This is a genomic window from Bradyrhizobium sp. P3_C3 (assembly GCF_056402655.1).
Genome location: NZ_JBFUGY010000084.1, coordinates 1 through 14,845 on the forward strand (window position 1 = coordinate 1; position 14,845 = coordinate 14,845).

The following is a 14,845-nucleotide window of genomic DNA, read 5'->3' on the forward strand; positions in this document are numbered from 1 at the left end:
TCGCCCAGCGCTTCCTCGAGTTCGCGCTCCGAAAGACCATACAGCGACTGCAACAGCACAGCACGAAACAGCACCAGCACCGGATAGCCTGGTCGACCGGGGCTCCCTTCATCCCGCAAATGGCCGATCAGCTTCTCGAACCGGTACCACTTGACCAGGCCAGCCAGCCGATCCAGCGCCGCATTGGCGCCGGCSCCCTTCGGCATCAGCGCTTCCACAAAGCTCGGCTGTCCCGTCCGCTTGACCGCCATCGCTACCCTCCAAGGCTTTGCCCTAGGGAATCACAATTGACGAATTACGCAACAGGCCCACAAGGGGAGAGGGGAAGAACATCACTTTGCGCCGCGCCCGCCAATCGGATAGAACGCGCACCGACAGTCCCGCCAGCGAGATCCGCCTCATGACCGAAATTTCCCCGCTCGACCAGGCCCGCATCCTGTCCGAAGCGCTGCCGCACATGCAGCAGTATGACGAGGAAACCATCGTCATCAAATATGGCGGCCATGCCATGGGCGACGAGGAGACCGCGAAGAACTTTGCCCGCGACATCGTGCTGCTCGAGCAGACCGCGATCAACCCGGTGGTGGTTCATGGCGGCGGGCCGCAGATCGCGACCATGCTCAAGCGCCTCGGCATCCAGTCGGAGTTCGCAGCGGGCCTGCGCATCACCGATGCCGCGACCATCGAGATCGTCGAGATGGTGCTGGCCGGCTCCGTCAACAAGCAGATCGTCGGCTACATCAACGAAGCCGGTGGCAAGGCCGTGGGCCTGTCGGGCAAGGACGCCAACATGGTGAAGGCGTCGAAGACGACGCGCACCATCGTCGATCCGGGTTCGAACATCGAGAAGGCGATCGATCTCGGCTTCGTCGGCGACCCCGAGAAGGTCGACCTCACGCTGCTCAACCAGCTGATCGGCTACGAGCTGATCCCGGTGCTGGCGCCGCTCGCGACCTCGAAGGAAGGCCAGACGCTCAACGTCAACGCCGACACCTTTGCCGGTGCGGTCGCCGGCGCGCTGAAGGCGAAGCGCCTGCTGCTGCTCACCGACGTGCCGGGCGTGCTCGACAAGTCGAAGAAGCTGATCCCGCAGCTTTCGGTGAAGGATGCGCGAAAGCTGATCGCCGACGGCACCATTTCCGGCGGCATGATTCCGAAGGTCGAGACCTGCATCTACGCGCTCGAACAGGGCGTGGAGGGCGTCGTCATCATCGACGGCAAGATGCAGCACGCGGTGCTGCTCGAGCTCTTCACCAACACCGGCACGGGAACGCTGATCCATAAGTGATGATGAGCGGGCCAAAGCAAGCCGTCATGGCCGGGCTTGTCCCGGCCATCCACGACCTTTCGTCTCGCGCCAAGAACGTGGATGCCCGGCACAAGGCCGGGCATGACGAGTTGAGGGCTCGGCGACATCGTCGCTCGACCCTGACCCGCTTCCTGATGACGCTGCCCGCGGCAGCCGTCTCGTTCTTCTTCTCCTCCGCGCCCGCCTTGGCCGATCTGAAAATCTGCAACCGCATGTCCTATGTCGTCGAGGCCGCGATCGGCATCGACGACAAGGCGGCGACCGCGACGCGCGGCTGGTTCAGGATCGATCCCGCCACCTGCCGCGTCGTGGTGCAGGGCACGCTGACCGCCGACCGCATCCTGCTCAACGCCCGCGCGCTCGGCGTTTACGGCGCCTCGCCGATCCCGCAGAACGGCAGCGACATGCTGTGCGTGGCGCAGGACAATTTCGTCATCGCGGCTGCGCGGCAATGCCGCAGCGGCCAGACCCAGGCCGCGTTCACCCAGATCACGCCGACGCAAGCCGCGGACGGCAATTTCACGGCCTATCTCGCCGAGGATTCCGAATATGACGACGAGCAGGCGCGCCTCGCCGGCATCCAGCGGCTGCTGGTGATCGCGGGCTACGACGCAGCGCCGATCGACGGCGTCGACGGGCCGAAGACGCAAGCAGCACTTGCCGCCTTCCTGAAGAGCCGCGGACTGGCGGCGGACATCATGTCGTCGCCGAACTTCTTCAAGACCATGGTCGATGCGGTGCAGACGCCTTCTGCGACCGGCCTGACCTGGTGCAACGACACGCCGCACAAGGTGATGGCGGCGGTCGCCACCGACGACGGCAAGTCCGTGACGAGCCGCGGCTGGTACCGCATCGATCCCAAGACGTGCCTGCACCCCGATGTGACCGGGCAGCCGAAGCAGATCTTCAGCTTCGCGGAAGCCATCGATGCCGACAACCGCGTCATCAAGCTGAAGGACAAGCCGCTGAACTGGGGCGGCGACAAACAGCTCTGCACGCGCGAGACCAAGTTCGAGACCAACGAGCAGGCCGATTGCGGCGCGCGCGGATTCGCGGCGACGGGTTTTGGCGTGGTGGACATGTCGAGCGGCGGCAAGACGCTCCGCTTTGCGATGCCGTGATGGGTCAGACCGCGCCACAAACTCCGCTGTCGTCCCCGCGAACGCGGGGACCCATAACCACAGGCCGCAGTTGTTGGGCACGATGTAACTACGATCCCGCAAACGATTCCTCCCTGTGGTTATGGGTCCCGGATCTGCGCTTACGCTTGTCCGGGACGACAGCGGAGAGTGGGGCGGCGCTTGCACCCAACCGATAGAGATTTGATATGACCTCCTCGCGCACCTTTGCCCACGTCGACACCTGGGTGTTCGACCTCGACAACACGCTCTACCCGCACCACGTCAATCTGTGGCAGCAGGTCGACGCGCGGATCGGGGAGTTCGTCTGCAACTGGCTGAACGTCGGTCCGGAGGAAGCGCGCAGGATCCAGAAGGATTATTATCAGCGCTTCGGCACGACCATGCGCGGCATGATGACCCTGCACGGCGTGCACGCCGACGACTACCTCGCCTACGTCCACAAGATCGACCACTCGCCGCTGGAGCCGAACCCGGCGCTCGGCGAGGCCATCGCAAAACTGTCGGGGCGCAAGCTGATCCTGACCAACGGCTCGGTCGACCATGTCGATGCCGTGCTGGCGCGGCTCGGCCTGGCAACGCATTTCGACGGCGTGTTCGACATCATCGCCGCCGGGTTCGAGCCGAAGCCGTCGCCGCAGACCTATCAAAAATTCCTCGCCGACCATGCCGTCGATCCGACCAAAGCCGCGATGTTCGAGGACCTCGCCCGCAACCTCACCGTCCCGCACGCGCTCGGCATGACCACCGTGCTGGTGGTGCCTGACGGCACCAAGGAAGTGGTGCGGGAGGACTGGGAACTGGAAGGCCGGGACGCGCCCCATGTCGACCACGTCACGGATGACCTGACGGGGTTTTTGGGCAAGCTGTCGCCCAAATAGCCGCCGTCGTCCCGGGGCGCGAAGCGAGCCCGGGACCCATAACCACAGGGAGTGGTTGTGGCGCGAGATCGATAACTCCGAATCCTCGCCAAATGACTGCCCGTGGCTATGGGTCCCGGGCTCGCGCTTCGCGCGCCCCGGGACGACGGCGGAGTATGCCTTGACTCCTCCCCGCCAAATCCCGAAAAAGCGCCCCAATCCGTCAAAATTCTCATTTCCCAGAGGAAATCCCGATGTCCCTGTCCGCCCTCGAATCCACCATCAACAGCGCCTTCGACGCGCGTGACGGCATCTCGACCTCGACCAAGGGCGAGGTGCGCGAGGCCGTGGACCAGGCGCTGGAGATCCTGGACAAGGGCGAGGCACGGGTCGCCGAGCGCGGGGCCGACGGCAAGTGGAAGGTCAATCAGTGGCTGAAGAAGGCCGTGCTGCTGTCCTTCCGCCTCAACGACATGGGCGTCATTCCCGGCGGTTCGGGCAAGGCGACCTGGTGGGACAAGGTGCCCTCGAAGTTCGAGGGCTGGGGCGAGAACCGCTTTCGCGATGCCGGTTTTCGCGCGGTGCCGGGTTCGGTCGTCCGCCGCTCGGCCTTCATCGCCAAGAACGTCGTGCTGATGCCGTCCTTCGTCAATCTCGGCGCCTATGTCGATGAGAGCACCATGGTCGACACCTGGGCGACCGTCGGCTCCTGCGCGCAGATCGGCAAGCGCGTGCACATCTCCGGCGGCGCCGGCATCGGCGGCGTGCTCGAGCCGCTACAGGCCGAGCCCGTGATCATCGAGGACGACTGCTTCATCGGCGCGCGCAGCGAGGTCGCCGAAGGCGTGATCGTGCGCAAGGGCGCGGTGCTGGCGATGGGCGTGTTTTTGGGCGCCTCGACCAAGATCGTCGATCGCGAGACCGGCGAGATCTTCATGGGCGAAGTGCCTGAGTATTCGGTGGTGGTGCCCGGCGCCCTGCCCGGCAAGCCGATGAAGAACGGCCAGATCGGCCCGAGCACGGCCTGCGCCGTGATCGTCAAGCGCGTCGACGAGCGCACGCGTTCGAAGACCAGCATCAACGAACTGCTGCGGGATTGATCGGCGCCACCAGCGCCATTCCCTTACCGCCACCCTGAGGTGGCCGCCCCTTCGGCGGCCCTCGAAGGGCGACGGCCCGGCTGCGGCCACATCCCGGCCGCCCATCCTTCGAGGCTCCCGGCGCGATGCTTTGCATCGCGCCACTCGCACCTCCAGCGACAGCGGCTTCGCCGCTGCGCGGGGATGACGGGTTTGCTACCGTATCGAACCCTCCTTCTCCCCATCGCGACCAATCACCGGACRGCCTCCGCTGCCCGGAACCTTCGCCATGGACTGGACCTGGTACCTCTTCCGCTTCGACGGCCGCATCAATCGCGCCTTGCTGTGGCAGGCGCTGCTGATCGTCGCGCTGCTGGCGGCGCTGCTGGGAGTGATCGGTCAGGTGATCCACCTCATCAACGCCGAGGGGGCGTTGAAGCTATCCCTGAAACTCGATTTCGACTTCGGCCTCGACGACCTCTTCAAGCTGGTCGACCCCCGGGCCTATCGCTCGTCGGCGCCCGTTGATCGCACCAACCTGATCCTGAAGGCGTTCGGCTTGTCGCTGTTCCTCTGGATCTATCTCGCGACTGCGATCAAGCGGCTGCATGATCGCGACAGGAGTGGCTGGTGGCTCGTTCCGTTCTTCTTCCTGCCCGGCCTGTACAGCCAATTCTCGGACCTGCTGCCGAACTCCACCTGGATGCTTCCGTTCTGGCTGGTCGCGTCCATCCTGTGGCTGTGGGGGTTTGTCGAGATGTTCATCGTATCAGGCAGCGTCGGCGATAACCGGTTCGGTCCTGATCCACTGGCCAAGACCGAGGACGGCTCGTCCCCTGCAAAAAGCTGGGACCAGCAAAGCGAGCTCGAATTGGTGCCGCCCAGCGCTAGCCCACCCGGCGGCATGCATGTTAAGCGGGGCGCATGACCGATGCTCTCTCGATTGCCCGCGATCTCATCCGCTGCCCCTCGGTAACCCCGGCCGATGCCGGTGCGCTGGGCGTGCTTGAGAAAGCCCTCAACGCTGCCGGCTTCACTTGTCACCGTGTGACCTTCTCCGAACCCGGCACCGCCGACGTCGACAATCTCTATGCGCGGATCGGCACTGAAGGCCCGCACATCACCTTCGCCGGCCACACCGACGTGGTGCCACCCGGCGACGAGAACGCCTGGAGCGTCGGCGCGTTCTCGGGCGAGGTGAAGGACGGCTTTCTGCACGGCCGCGGCGCGGTCGACATGAAGGGCGGCATCGCCTGCTCGGTCGCAGCCGTGCTCGAGCATCTCGCCGCGAATGGCGGCACGCCGCGCGCCGATGGAAAGGGCTCGATCTCGTTCCTGATCACGGGCGACGAGGAAGACGTCTCCATCAACGGCACCATCAAGCTGCTGAAATGGGCCGCGGAGCGCGGCGAAAAGTTTGATCATTGCGTGCTCGGCGAGCCCTCCAATGTCGAAACGCTCGGCGACACCATCAAGGTCGGCCGCCGCGGCTCGCAGTCCGGCACGCTCTATGTCGACGGCGTGCAAGGCCATGTCGCCTATCCGCACCGCGCGTCCAATCCGGTGCCTGATATCTCGCGGCTGATCGTGGCGATCAGTGACGAGCCGCTCGATCATGGCAGCGCGCAATTCCAGGCCTCCAATCTCGAATTCACCTCGGTGGACGTCGGCAACAAGGCCAACAACGTCATCCCCGGCGAGGCGCGCGCAAAATTCAACATCCGCTACAACGACAACCACACCCAAGCATCCTTGCGCGAGCTGGTCGAGACGCGCCTGACGAAAGCCTGCGGCAACCGCATCCGCGCCCGCATCGTCTGGGAGCCCTCGAACTCGAATGTGTTCGTGACCAAGCCCGGCCCGTTCACCGATCTTGCGGTGTCGGCGATCGAAGAAGTGACGGGCCGCAAGCCGGAGCTGTCGACATCAGGCGGCACTTCGGACGCGCGCTTCATCTCGAGCTACTGCCCGGTGATCGAGTTCGGCCTGGTCGGCCAGACCATGCACCAGGTCGACGAGCGCGTGCCGGTGGTGGATTTGGAGAGATTGACGAAGGTGTATCGGGGGATACTGACGCGGTATTTTGGGTAGCAAACCGCGGCCTTCGCCAAATATTCCGCCGTCATGCCCGGGCTTGTCCCGGGCATCCACGTTCTTTGCTAGCCGAGAAGAAGATCGTGGATGGCCGGGACAAGCCCGGCCATGACGATGTGGCGAGAGCCCGGGCCCGTATCACTGAGCGATCGTGTCGTACAGATCCTTCCATTGGGGATTATCCCTGAGGATCAACCTCACCTTCCACGTCCGCGACCAATGCTTGATGTTGTGCTCGCGCTGGATAGCGGTTTGGATATCCTCATAGCGCTCGAAATAGACCAGCAGCTTGACGCCGTACTTCTTGGTGAAGCCGGGAACGAGTCCGTTTCGATGCTCATAGATGCGGCGAATAATGTCGCTCGTCACACCGACATACAAAATGCCGTTTGGCGCGCTCGCCAGGATGTAGACCCATCCACCATGCATGGTTGCATGTTGGCGCACGTGGATGGCCGGGACAAGCCCGGCCATGACGTCTGTGGCGGCAGCGGGCGCTAATAATCCACTTTCATCAGATACAGCCCGTCAGGCGGCGCGACGATGCCGCACGCCGCGCGGTTGCGGGCTGCGAGCGCCGCTGAGAGATCGTCCGCGGTCCAGCGGCCCTCGCCGACCCAGACCAGCGATCCCACCATCGAGCGCACCTGGCTGTGCAGGAACGAGCGCGCCGAGGTGAGAATCGTGATCTCGCGGCCGTCGCGGTGCACGTCGAGCTGGTCGAGCGTTTTCTCCGGCGACTTGGCCTGGCACTCGGTGTCGCGAAACGTCGTGAAGTCGTGCTTGCCGAGCAGGCGTTGTGCCGCCGCATGCATCGCATCGGCATCGAGCCGGCGCGGCACGCGCCAGGCGTGACCGATATCAAGGGCGAGATTGGCGCGGGTGTTGACGACGCGGTAGCGGTAGTGCCGCTTCACGGCCGAGAAGCGTGCCTCGAAGGTGTCAGGGACGATCTCGGCCTCCAGCACCGCGATCGGATGTGGGCGCAAATGCGCGTTCAGCCCGTCGCGAAAACGGCCCGGCGGAAACTGCTTCTCGATGTCGACATGCGCGACCTGGCCGCGCGCATGCACGCCGGCGTCGGTGCGGCCCGCGCCATGCACCCGCAGATCCGCGCCGGTCATCGCCTTCACCGCCGCTTCGAGCGCGCCCTGCACGGAAGGCAGCGTGTCCTGCACCTGCCAGCCGAAGAACGGCGCGCCGTCATATTCGATGGTGAGCTTGTAGCGGGGCATCAGGCCAGCCGCATCGGCGGCTTCACCGGCACGCCGCGCAAAAAGTCCGTGGCCTGCATCCGCGCCTTGCCCTCGCGCTGGAGCTCGAGGATGCGGATCGCGCCCGCGCCGCAGGCAATCGTGAGCTGGTCGTCGAGCACCTCGCCGGGTGCACCGGAGCCCTTCGCCAGCTCGCAGCGCAGGATTTTTACGCGCGCATTCTCAAGCTCGGCCCAGGCGCCGGGAAACGGCGACAGGCCGTGGATGTGGCGCAGCACGGCGCGCGCAGGCCTGGTCCAGTCGATCCGGGCTTCGGCCTTGTCGATCTTGGCGGCGTAGGTGACGCCATCCTCGCTCTGCTTCCTGAGCTGGAGCCCGCCGCGGGCGAGCGCGGCCATCGCGCGCACCATCAGATCGGCGCCGAGCCGGGAGAGGCGGTCATGCAGATCGACCGCGGTCATGTTGTCGGGAATCGCGATGCGCTCGGCCATGGCGACGTCACCGGTGTCGAGACCGACATCCATCTTCATCACCATGACGCCGCTCTCGGCATCGCCTTCCATGATCGCGCGGTTGATCGGCGCGGCGCCGCGCCAGCGCGGCAGCAGCGAAGCGTGCAGATTGTAACAGCCGAGCTTCGGCGCATCGAGGATCGCCTGCGGCAGGATCATGCCGTAGGCGACGACGACGGCGGCATCGGCGTCGAAGGCGCGAAACTCGTCGAGCGCTTCGGGCGTCTTCAGCGACTTCGGCGTCAGCACGGGCACGCCAAGTTTTCGCGCCGCTTCCTCGACCGGGGTCGGCTGCAATTGCAGGCCGCGCCGTCCGCCGGGCTTGGGCGCACGGCTATAGACCGCCGCGATCTCGTGGCCATGCGAGACCAGCTCGAGCAGCGTCGGCACGGAGAAATCGGGCGTGCCCATGAAGATGAGGCGGAGGGGCATGTGGCGAGACAATCCTCGGAAACGAGCAAGTTACTCGTCATGGCCGGGCTTGTCCCGGCCATCCACGTTCTCGCTACTCGCGGCGGCAAAGAACGTGGATGCCCGGCACAAGGCCGGGCATGACGGCGGAGGACGTGGCTACTCCGCGCGCTTGGCGGCTTTCTCGAACTTCTTGATCACGCGGTCGCGCTTGAGTTTTGACAGATAGTCGACGAACAGCACGCCGTTGAGATGGTCGATCTCGTGCTGGATGCAGGTGGCGTAGAGGCCTTCGGCGTCCTCCTCGTGCACCTTGCCGTCGAGGTCGGTGAAGCGCACGCGCACCTTCGCAGGCCTTTCGACCTCCTCGTAATATTCGGGGATCGAGAGGCAGCCTTCCTCGTAGACCGACAGATCCTCGGAGGAGGCGATAATTTCAGGGTTGATGAAGACACGCGGCTCCGGCTTTGTCTCGCCGTCCGGGTCAGGCTTGGCGAGGTCCATGGTGATCAGCCGCAAGGGCTGCGCGATCTGGATCGCCGCGAGCCCGATGCCGGGCGCGTCGTACATGGTCTCGAACATGTCGTCGGCAAGCTTGCGGATCTCCGTCGTGACCTTCTCGATCGGCTTGGAGACCAGACGCAGCTGCTTGTCGGGCAGGATGATGATTTCTCTGAGGGCCATGGCCGCGATTTAAGCCGCATGCCGGATGCGGTCAATGCGGCGAGGAACTCCGTTAACCCTCCGCTAACCATAAAACTTCAGGGTTCGTTAACCATAAAAATTAGGGGGCTATCAACCATAAACGTTCGCTATTCGTTCGCGGAGGGTGTCGAATCGGCTACAAGGGCCGCCATGAACGAGATCATTTTCCTGGCTGGCGACTGGCCGGTCCGCACCATCGATGCGCTGATCGGCTTCGGCGCCCTCGTCGTCATCCTGCTGGTGGTGATCGCGGTCGTGATCGCGCGATCCGGGCGGCGCGGCGCGGAACTTGCCATGGCCAATGCCATCCGCGCGGACGAGCTCGAGGAGCGCCTCAGCCAAGTGCTGCACGCCCAGAGCGAAGCTGCCGGCCGAGCCGACGCCATGACCCAGGCGCTGGCCGGCCGCCAGGCCGACATGGCGCGCGCGGTCAACGAGCGGCTGGATTCGGTGACCCATCGGGTCGGCCAGTCCATGGAACACTCGACCCGCAACACGATGGAGAGCCTGCGCGCCCTGCACGAGCGGCTCGGCATCATCGACAACGCGCACAAGAACCTCACCGACCTCACCACGCAGGTGACAACCCTGCGCGACGTGCTCGCCAACAAGCAGTCGCGCGGCGCCTTCGGCCAGGCAAGGATGGAGGCGATCGTCCAGGACGGCTTGCCGAAGGGCGCCTACGAGTTCCAGTTCACGCTCTCGACGGGAAAGCGGCCGGACTGCGTGGTGTTCCTGCCCGACCAGCGGCCGCTCTGCATCGACGCAAAGTTTCCGCTGGAGGCGATGACCGCGCTGCACGATGCGCGCACCGACGAGGAGAAGCGCATCGCCACGCAGCGGCTGCGCGGCGACGTGATGAAGCATGTCAGCGACATCGCCGACAAATATCTCGTCGCTGGCGAGACCCAGGAGATGGCGCTGATGTTCGTGCCGTCGGAATCCGTCTATGCGGAAATCCATGACGGTTTCGACGACGTGATCCAGAAGGCCTATCGCGCCCGCGTCGTGCTGGTGTCGCCCTCGCTCTTGATGCTCGCGATCCAGGTGATGCAGCAGATCATGAAGGACGCGCGCATGCGCGACGCCGCCGACCAGATCCGCACCGAGGTGATCAAGCTCGGCGACGATTTGGGCCGCCTGCGCGACCGCGTGCTGAAATTGCAGAAGCATTTTGCCGACGCGAACGAGGACGTGCGGCAAGTGCTGATCTCCGCTGACAAGATCGAGAAGCGCGCCGGGCGGATCGAGGAGCTCGATTTCAGCAAGACCGATGCGCCGGAGGGTCCGCATCTGGTGGCAACGGGAGCCGCGGAGCTGTTCCCGAGGAAGCTCCAGGCGGGGGAGTGAGGTTATAGTACACTGTCATGCCCCGCGAAGGCGGGGCATCCAGTACGCCGCGGCAGCCGTGATTGAATCGAGGCGCTGGTGAGTTACTGGATCGTCCGCCTTCGCGGACGATGACACCGTTGGGGTGGTCGCATGGGCGGACGCCATTACTACGTCTATATTCTTGCCAGCAAGATTGGCGGCACGCTGTACATCGGTGTGACAAACGACCTCATTCGTCGCGTGGCGGAGCATAAGTCGAAGGTCATCGAGAGCTTTACAGAGAAGTATGACGTCGCAAGGCTGGTCTATTTTGAGCAGTTCGACGATCCTGAGAATGCGATCAAGCGGGAGAAGCGGCTCAAGAAGTGGAACAGGGCCTGGAAGGTCCGACTGATTGAGCAGCACAATCCGAATTGGGATGATTTGTATCCCGCGATAGCCGGGCCACCATGATGCTGTCATACCCCGCGAAGGCGGGGTATCCAGTACGCTGCGGCAATTGTGATTGAACTGAAACGCTGGTGATTACTAGATCGTCCGCCTTCGCGGACGATGACATCGAGGGTGTTGAGGCGTCTCCCGCCTCACCGGCTACCACGAGGCTTTTCCCCCAGAATCTGCTAACACCTCTCCATGACCGCACCCGACGCGACCTCCCCTGCCAGCCCCGACACGGCCCCTACCTCCTGGCGCGACGGCCTGGCCGTGTACCTGCAACCGCGGGTGCTGATCGTGCTGTTCCTCGGCTTCTCGTCCGGGCTGCCGCTGGCGCTGTCGGGCTCCACGCTCCTGGTGTGGATGCGCGAGGCCGGGGTCGACCTCAAGACCATCGGGCTGTTTGCGCTGGTCGGCACGCCCTACACGCTGAAATTCCTGTGGGCGCCGCTGGTGGATGCGCTGCATGTGCCGCTGTTCACGCGCGCGTTCGGACGGCGGCGCGGCTGGCTGCTGTTCTCGCAGCTATTGCTGATCATCGCGATCCTGCTGCTGGCGCTGACCGATCCCGCGCGCTCGCCGTTCTACGTCGCGCTCGGCGCGCTGCTGGTCGCGACGACGTCCTCGACGCAGGACATCGTGGTCGACGCCTTCCGCGTCGAGAGCCTGCCGGAGAGCGAGCAGGCTGCCGGAATGGCTTCCTATGTCGCGGCCTATCGCATCGGCATGCTGGTCTCGACCGCGGGCGCGCTGTTCATCGTGTCCGGCTTCGAGGGCACCGGCATTCCGCGTGCGTCAGCCTGGATGTGGGGCTATGTGGTGATGGCGGCGATGGTGCTGATCGGCACGATCACCGCGCTGGCCGCGACCGAGCCCGAGCAATCGGTGCAGGCGGAAGCCGCGATACAAACCGAGACGGCGCTCGCGCGCGTGCTGCACGCGGCGATCGGGGCCTTCTCGGAATTCCTGTCGCGCAAGGACGCGCTCGCCGCGCTCGCCTTCGTCGTGCTGTTCAAGTTCACCGATGCCTTCTCCGGCACGATGACCGCGCCGTTCGTGATCGACCTCGGATTTTCCCGCAACGATTATGCGGCTATCGTGAAGGGCGTCGGCCTCGCGGCAACGCTGATCGGCGGCTTTGCCGGCGGCTTCCTCGCGCGGCGCTATTCGCTCGCGACCAGCCTTTGGATCGGCGGCGTGGTGCAGGCGCTCGCCAATCTCTCCTTCTCCTGGCTGGCATTCGTCGGCACCAGCCAATGGGCGCTGGCCTTTGCCATCACCTGCGAGAACTTTACCAGCGCCATCGGCACCGTGATCTTCGTCGCCTATCTCTCCGCGCTGTGCCAGAATCCGCTGCACACGGCGACGCAATATGCGCTGCTCACCGCGCTTGCGGCGGTCGGGCGCACATATCTGTCAGCGAGTGCGGGCTTCGTGGCAGACACGACGGGCTGGCCGCTGTTCTTCGTGATCTGCGTGCTGGTGGCGATCCCGAGCCTGGTGCTGCTGGCCTGGCTGCAGAAGCGCGGGCATTTCGAGACGCTGGGGCCGGTGAGGGTGTAGCGGTCTCGTAGGGTGGGCAAAGGCGCACTTGCGCCGTGCCCACCATCTTTCCAAGCATTCGACGGAAGCGGTGGGCACGCTTCGCTTTGCCCACCCTACGGCATCTCGATCTGATGCCCCTACTGCTTCTTGATCAAGCTCCACTTCGTGATCACGGCTTCGCTCATCTGGCCGGGATCGCTGGCGCAGGCGACTTCGTCGACCTTGACCGAGATCGCCCTGCCGACGAACGATTTCAGCTGCGTGGCCTGTGCGTCGCTGGAGGTGACGAGCTGGAACGTCTCGGGGCCGGTCTCGAGATTGCATAGCCCGTTCGGCGCCGGCAGGCGACGCGGCTCCGAGGTGATCTGGTACATCGCAATCCGCTTGCCGGCGTTCTTGATGTCGCGCACCTTCATTGCGTTCAATTCGCCCGAGAGCACCTCGCCGGCACTGATTGGCTTGCCGGGCTTCGGCGGCGGCGGCGCCCCGTCGTCCTGCTGCGCGGAGATGGCTGGGGTCGCCAGCATTATCATCGTCGCGACCAAAGCCGATCGTGTGGCGAAAAGTTTCGTCATGTCGTCCGTTCCGTAGGTCTGGATGGCTAGAACAGGGTCCGCTGCCGCATCGCGGCCGATAGCGTACCTTCGTCGAGATAATCAAGCTCGCCACCGACCGGCACACCATGGGCCAGTCGGGTTACTTTTACGTTGGCGTCCTGAAGCAGGTCGGTGATGTAGTGCGCCGTGGTCTGGCCGTCGACCGTCGCGTTCAGCGCCAGGATGATCTCGTGCACCTCGGCAGCATGCGCACGCGCCACCAGCGCGTCGATGGTGAGATCCTGCGGGCCGACGCCGTCGAGCGGCGACAATGTCGCGCCCAGCACGTGATAGCGCCCTTGGGTCGCATTGGCCCGCTCCAGCGCCCAGAGGTCGGCGACGTCGGCGACGACGACGATGATGGCGGGATCGCGTTTCGGATCGGTGCAGACCGTGCAGGGATTTTGCGTGTCGATGTTGCCGCAGGTCTTGCAGACCTGGACCTTGTCGAGCGCGACCTGCAAGGCCGAAGTCAGCGGCATCATCAGCGCTTCGCGCTTCTTGATCAGATGCAGCGCCGCGCGCCGCGCGGAGCGCGGGCCCAAGCCCGGCAGCCGCGCGAGGAGCTGGACCAGCCGCTCGATTTCGGGACCTGCAACCGAACCCATCTTATTGGCCGAACATACCCGGCGGCAGGCTGAGCCCGCCCGTGAGCGCCTGCATCTTCTCCTGCACGGCCGTCTCGGCCTTGCGGCGGGCATCGCCGAGGGCGGTGACGAGCAGGTCCTCGAGCACCTCGCGCTCTTCCGGCTTCATCAGCGAGGGATCGATCTTGATGCCCTTTACGTCCATCTTCGCCGTCATGCGCACGGCGACGAGACCGCCGCCGGAGATGCCTTCGACCTCGACGTTGGAGAGCTGATCCTGCATCTCCTGCATCTTGGATTGCAGCTGCTGCGCCTGCTTCATCATGCCGAAAATATCGACCATCGGTGCTGTCCTTGGTTGGCGCGATGACTCGTCATCGCGCCTTAACTCTTGGTTTGAGCCTGATCTAATCGGAAAACCGCTTCACACTTTGCGCTACGCGGCCCTTCGGGTCCGGATCATGCTCTAGAGATCGTCGCCGTCGGAACCATCGGGCGGATCGTCACTGCCATAGTCCGCATTCATATTGGTTTCCGGCGCCTCGGGGGCAAGCCTGCGGACCTCGACGACCTTCGCACCGGGAAAACGCGACAGCACCTCCTGCACGCGCGGATCGGCTTCGGCGGAGCGCGCATGTTCCTGCTTCGCCGCGTGGTTCACCGAACGCAGCGTCGGCTGGCCCTGCTCGTTGGAGACGATCACGGTCCAGCGCCGGCCGGTCCAGAGCTCGAATTTTCGCGCGAGCTCGGAGATCATGGTCTTGGAGGCGTTGGGCTCGAGCGCGACTTCCAGCCGGCCCTCCTCGAAACGGACGAGGCGCATGTCGCCTTCGAGCGCGGCCTTGGTCATGAGATCGCGCTTCTGCCCGGCGACCGCGACGAGCTGGGTGAAGCTCGTGATGCGCAGCTGGGGCGCGGCCCCTTGCGGATCCGGCGCAGGCGCCGCCATCTGCGGCCGGGCGGCGCCGCCGCCGAACCCGGACGGTGACGAGGTCGGCGCGCGCATGGGCGCGGCCGAGGCAACCGG

Annotated in this window: 17 protein-coding genes and 1 pseudogene; 9 read left to right on the forward strand and 9 right to left on the reverse strand. The window is 64.8% G+C overall.

From position 1 onward, the window contains the following. On the reverse strand, nt 1-251 hold a 251-nt coding region (locus AC1DW2_RS42015; RefSeq protein ID WP_129591019.1), incomplete at its 3' end, for a transposase. Nucleotides 252-400: 149 nt separating this feature from the next. Between AC1DW2_RS42015 and argB the strand changes: the two genes are divergently transcribed. The 6 genes from argB to dapE all read left to right on the forward strand — a co-directional run bounded on the left by argB (nt 401) and on the right by dapE (nt 6,478). After that, a complete protein-coding gene (gene argB / locus AC1DW2_RS42020; RefSeq protein ID WP_354121383.1) occupies nt 401-1,288 on the forward strand; it encodes an acetylglutamate kinase in 888 nt (295 codons plus the stop codon). A 155-nt stretch (nt 1,289-1,443) separates the two neighbouring features. Continuing rightward, complete coding sequence (locus AC1DW2_RS42025) at nt 1,444-2,430, forward strand: DUF1036 domain-containing protein (RefSeq protein ID WP_063985919.1); 987 nt, start codon at nt 1,444-1,446, stop codon at nt 2,428-2,430. 206 nt (nt 2,431-2,636) lie between these two features. After that, nucleotides 2,637-3,329, forward strand: a complete 693-nt coding sequence (locus AC1DW2_RS42030; RefSeq protein WP_477009025.1) for a pyrimidine 5'-nucleotidase — start codon at nt 2,637-2,639, stop codon at nt 3,327-3,329. Between the two features lie 233 nt (nt 3,330-3,562). Beyond that, the gene (gene dapD / locus AC1DW2_RS42035) at nt 3,563-4,408 is read left to right on the forward strand and encodes a 2,3,4,5-tetrahydropyridine-2,6-dicarboxylate N-succinyltransferase (RefSeq protein WP_477009026.1); all 846 of its coding nucleotides are present in this window, start codon (nt 3,563-3,565) and stop codon (nt 4,406-4,408) included. Between the two features lie 268 nt (nt 4,409-4,676). After that, nucleotides 4,677-5,315, forward strand: a complete 639-nt coding sequence (locus AC1DW2_RS42040) for a DUF805 domain-containing protein (RefSeq protein ID WP_477009027.1) — start codon at nt 4,677-4,679, stop codon at nt 5,313-5,315. Continuing rightward, on the forward strand, nt 5,312-6,478 hold the full coding sequence (gene dapE, locus AC1DW2_RS42045; protein WP_477009028.1) for a succinyl-diaminopimelate desuccinylase: 1,167 nt from the start codon (nt 5,312-5,314) through the stop codon (nt 6,476-6,478). Before AC1DW2_RS42040 ends, dapE begins: the two co-directional genes overlap by 4 nt. Before the next feature lie 141 nt (nt 6,479-6,619). Here the strand turns inward: dapE and AC1DW2_RS42050 are convergent, their stop codons facing one another. The 4 genes from AC1DW2_RS42050 to def form a co-directional block, all read right to left on the reverse strand. Next, nucleotides 6,620-6,955, reverse strand: coding sequence for a GIY-YIG nuclease family protein (locus tag AC1DW2_RS42050; RefSeq protein ID WP_477009029.1), 336 nt, complete (start codon nt 6,953-6,955; stop codon nt 6,620-6,622). A 23-nt stretch (nt 6,956-6,978) separates the two neighbouring features. Then, the gene (gene truA, locus AC1DW2_RS42055) at nt 6,979-7,716 is read right to left on the reverse strand and encodes a tRNA pseudouridine(38-40) synthase TruA (RefSeq protein ID WP_354240126.1); all 738 of its coding nucleotides are present in this window, start codon (nt 7,714-7,716) and stop codon (nt 6,979-6,981) included. After that, a complete protein-coding gene (gene fmt / locus AC1DW2_RS42060; RefSeq protein WP_477009030.1) occupies nt 7,716-8,639 on the reverse strand; it encodes a methionyl-tRNA formyltransferase in 924 nt (307 codons plus the stop codon). Before fmt ends, truA begins: the two co-directional genes overlap by 1 nt. Before the next feature lie 138 nt (nt 8,640-8,777). Further along, nucleotides 8,778-9,302, reverse strand: coding sequence for a peptide deformylase (gene def / locus AC1DW2_RS42065; RefSeq protein ID WP_063979819.1), 525 nt, complete (start codon nt 9,300-9,302; stop codon nt 8,778-8,780). 171 nt (nt 9,303-9,473) lie between these two features. Between def and AC1DW2_RS42070 the strand changes: the two genes are divergently transcribed. From AC1DW2_RS42070 to AC1DW2_RS42080, 3 genes are all read left to right on the forward strand, one after another. Continuing rightward, complete coding sequence (locus AC1DW2_RS42070) at nt 9,474-10,673, forward strand: DNA recombination protein RmuC (protein WP_085398512.1); 1,200 nt, start codon at nt 9,474-9,476, stop codon at nt 10,671-10,673. Between the two features lie 132 nt (nt 10,674-10,805). After that, complete coding sequence (locus tag AC1DW2_RS42075; protein WP_477009031.1) at nt 10,806-11,108, forward strand: GIY-YIG nuclease family protein; 303 nt, start codon at nt 10,806-10,808, stop codon at nt 11,106-11,108. A gap of 180 nt (nt 11,109-11,288) precedes the next feature. Continuing rightward, nucleotides 11,289-12,653, forward strand: coding sequence for an AmpG family muropeptide MFS transporter (locus AC1DW2_RS42080; RefSeq protein WP_477009032.1), 1,365 nt, complete (start codon nt 11,289-11,291; stop codon nt 12,651-12,653). Between the two features lie 119 nt (nt 12,654-12,772). On the opposite strand, the gene AC1DW2_RS42085 is transcribed toward AC1DW2_RS42080, so the two are convergent. The 4 genes and pseudogenes from AC1DW2_RS42085 to AC1DW2_RS42100 form a co-directional block, all read right to left on the reverse strand. Further along, nucleotides 12,773-13,210, reverse strand: a complete 438-nt coding sequence (locus AC1DW2_RS42085; protein WP_477009033.1) for a hypothetical protein — start codon at nt 13,208-13,210, stop codon at nt 12,773-12,775. 26 nt (nt 13,211-13,236) lie between these two features. After that, entirely contained in the window at nt 13,237-13,839 is a 603-nt protein-coding gene (recR, locus tag AC1DW2_RS42090; protein ID WP_477009034.1) for a recombination mediator RecR, read from the reverse strand. 1 nt (nt 13,840) lies between these two features. Next, nucleotides 13,841-14,161 carry a YbaB/EbfC family nucleoid-associated protein gene (locus AC1DW2_RS42095; RefSeq protein WP_028148995.1) on the reverse strand — a complete coding sequence of 107 codons (321 nt, stop codon included), beginning with the start codon at nt 14,159-14,161 and terminating at the stop codon, nt 13,841-13,843. A 123-nt stretch (nt 14,162-14,284) separates the two neighbouring features. Beyond that, nucleotides 14,285-14,845: pseudogene (locus AC1DW2_RS42100) on the reverse strand (DNA polymerase III subunit gamma/tau); the annotation flags it as partial.

Bases quoted from the DNA above. Each gene is read 5' to 3' on its own strand.
- argB (WP_354121383.1), top strand. From the start codon at position 401: ATGACCGAAATTTCCCCGCTCGACCAGGCCCGCATCCTGTCCGAAGCG.
- AC1DW2_RS42025 (WP_063985919.1), top strand. From the start codon at position 1,444: ATGACGCTGCCCGCGGCAGCCGTCTCGTTCTTCTTCTCCTCCGCGCCC.
- AC1DW2_RS42030 (WP_477009025.1), top strand. From the start codon at position 2,637: ATGACCTCCTCGCGCACCTTTGCCCACGTCGACACCTGGGTGTTCGAC.
- dapD (WP_477009026.1), top strand. From the start codon at position 3,563: ATGTCCCTGTCCGCCCTCGAATCCACCATCAACAGCGCCTTCGACGCG.
- AC1DW2_RS42040 (WP_477009027.1), top strand. From the start codon at position 4,677: ATGGACTGGACCTGGTACCTCTTCCGCTTCGACGGCCGCATCAATCGC.
- dapE (WP_477009028.1), top strand. From the start codon at position 5,312: ATGACCGATGCTCTCTCGATTGCCCGCGATCTCATCCGCTGCCCCTCG.
- AC1DW2_RS42050 (WP_477009029.1), bottom strand. From the start codon at position 6,955: ATGGCCGGGCTTGTCCCGGCCATCCACGTGCGCCAACATGCAACCATG.
- truA (WP_354240126.1), bottom strand. From the start codon at position 7,716: ATGCCCCGCTACAAGCTCACCATCGAATATGACGGCGCGCCGTTCTTC.
- fmt (WP_477009030.1), bottom strand. From the start codon at position 8,639: ATGCCCCTCCGCCTCATCTTCATGGGCACGCCCGATTTCTCCGTGCCG.
- def (WP_063979819.1), bottom strand. From the start codon at position 9,302: ATGGCCCTCAGAGAAATCATCATCCTGCCCGACAAGCAGCTGCGTCTG.
- AC1DW2_RS42070 (WP_085398512.1), top strand. From the start codon at position 9,474: ATGAACGAGATCATTTTCCTGGCTGGCGACTGGCCGGTCCGCACCATC.
- AC1DW2_RS42075 (WP_477009031.1), top strand. From the start codon at position 10,806: ATGGGCGGACGCCATTACTACGTCTATATTCTTGCCAGCAAGATTGGC.
- AC1DW2_RS42080 (WP_477009032.1), top strand. From the start codon at position 11,289: ATGACCGCACCCGACGCGACCTCCCCTGCCAGCCCCGACACGGCCCCT.
- AC1DW2_RS42085 (WP_477009033.1), bottom strand. From the start codon at position 13,210: ATGACGAAACTTTTCGCCACACGATCGGCTTTGGTCGCGACGATGATA.
- recR (WP_477009034.1), bottom strand. From the start codon at position 13,839: ATGGGTTCGGTTGCAGGTCCCGAAATCGAGCGGCTGGTCCAGCTCCTC.
- AC1DW2_RS42095 (WP_028148995.1), bottom strand. From the start codon at position 14,161: ATGGTCGATATTTTCGGCATGATGAAGCAGGCGCAGCAGCTGCAATCC.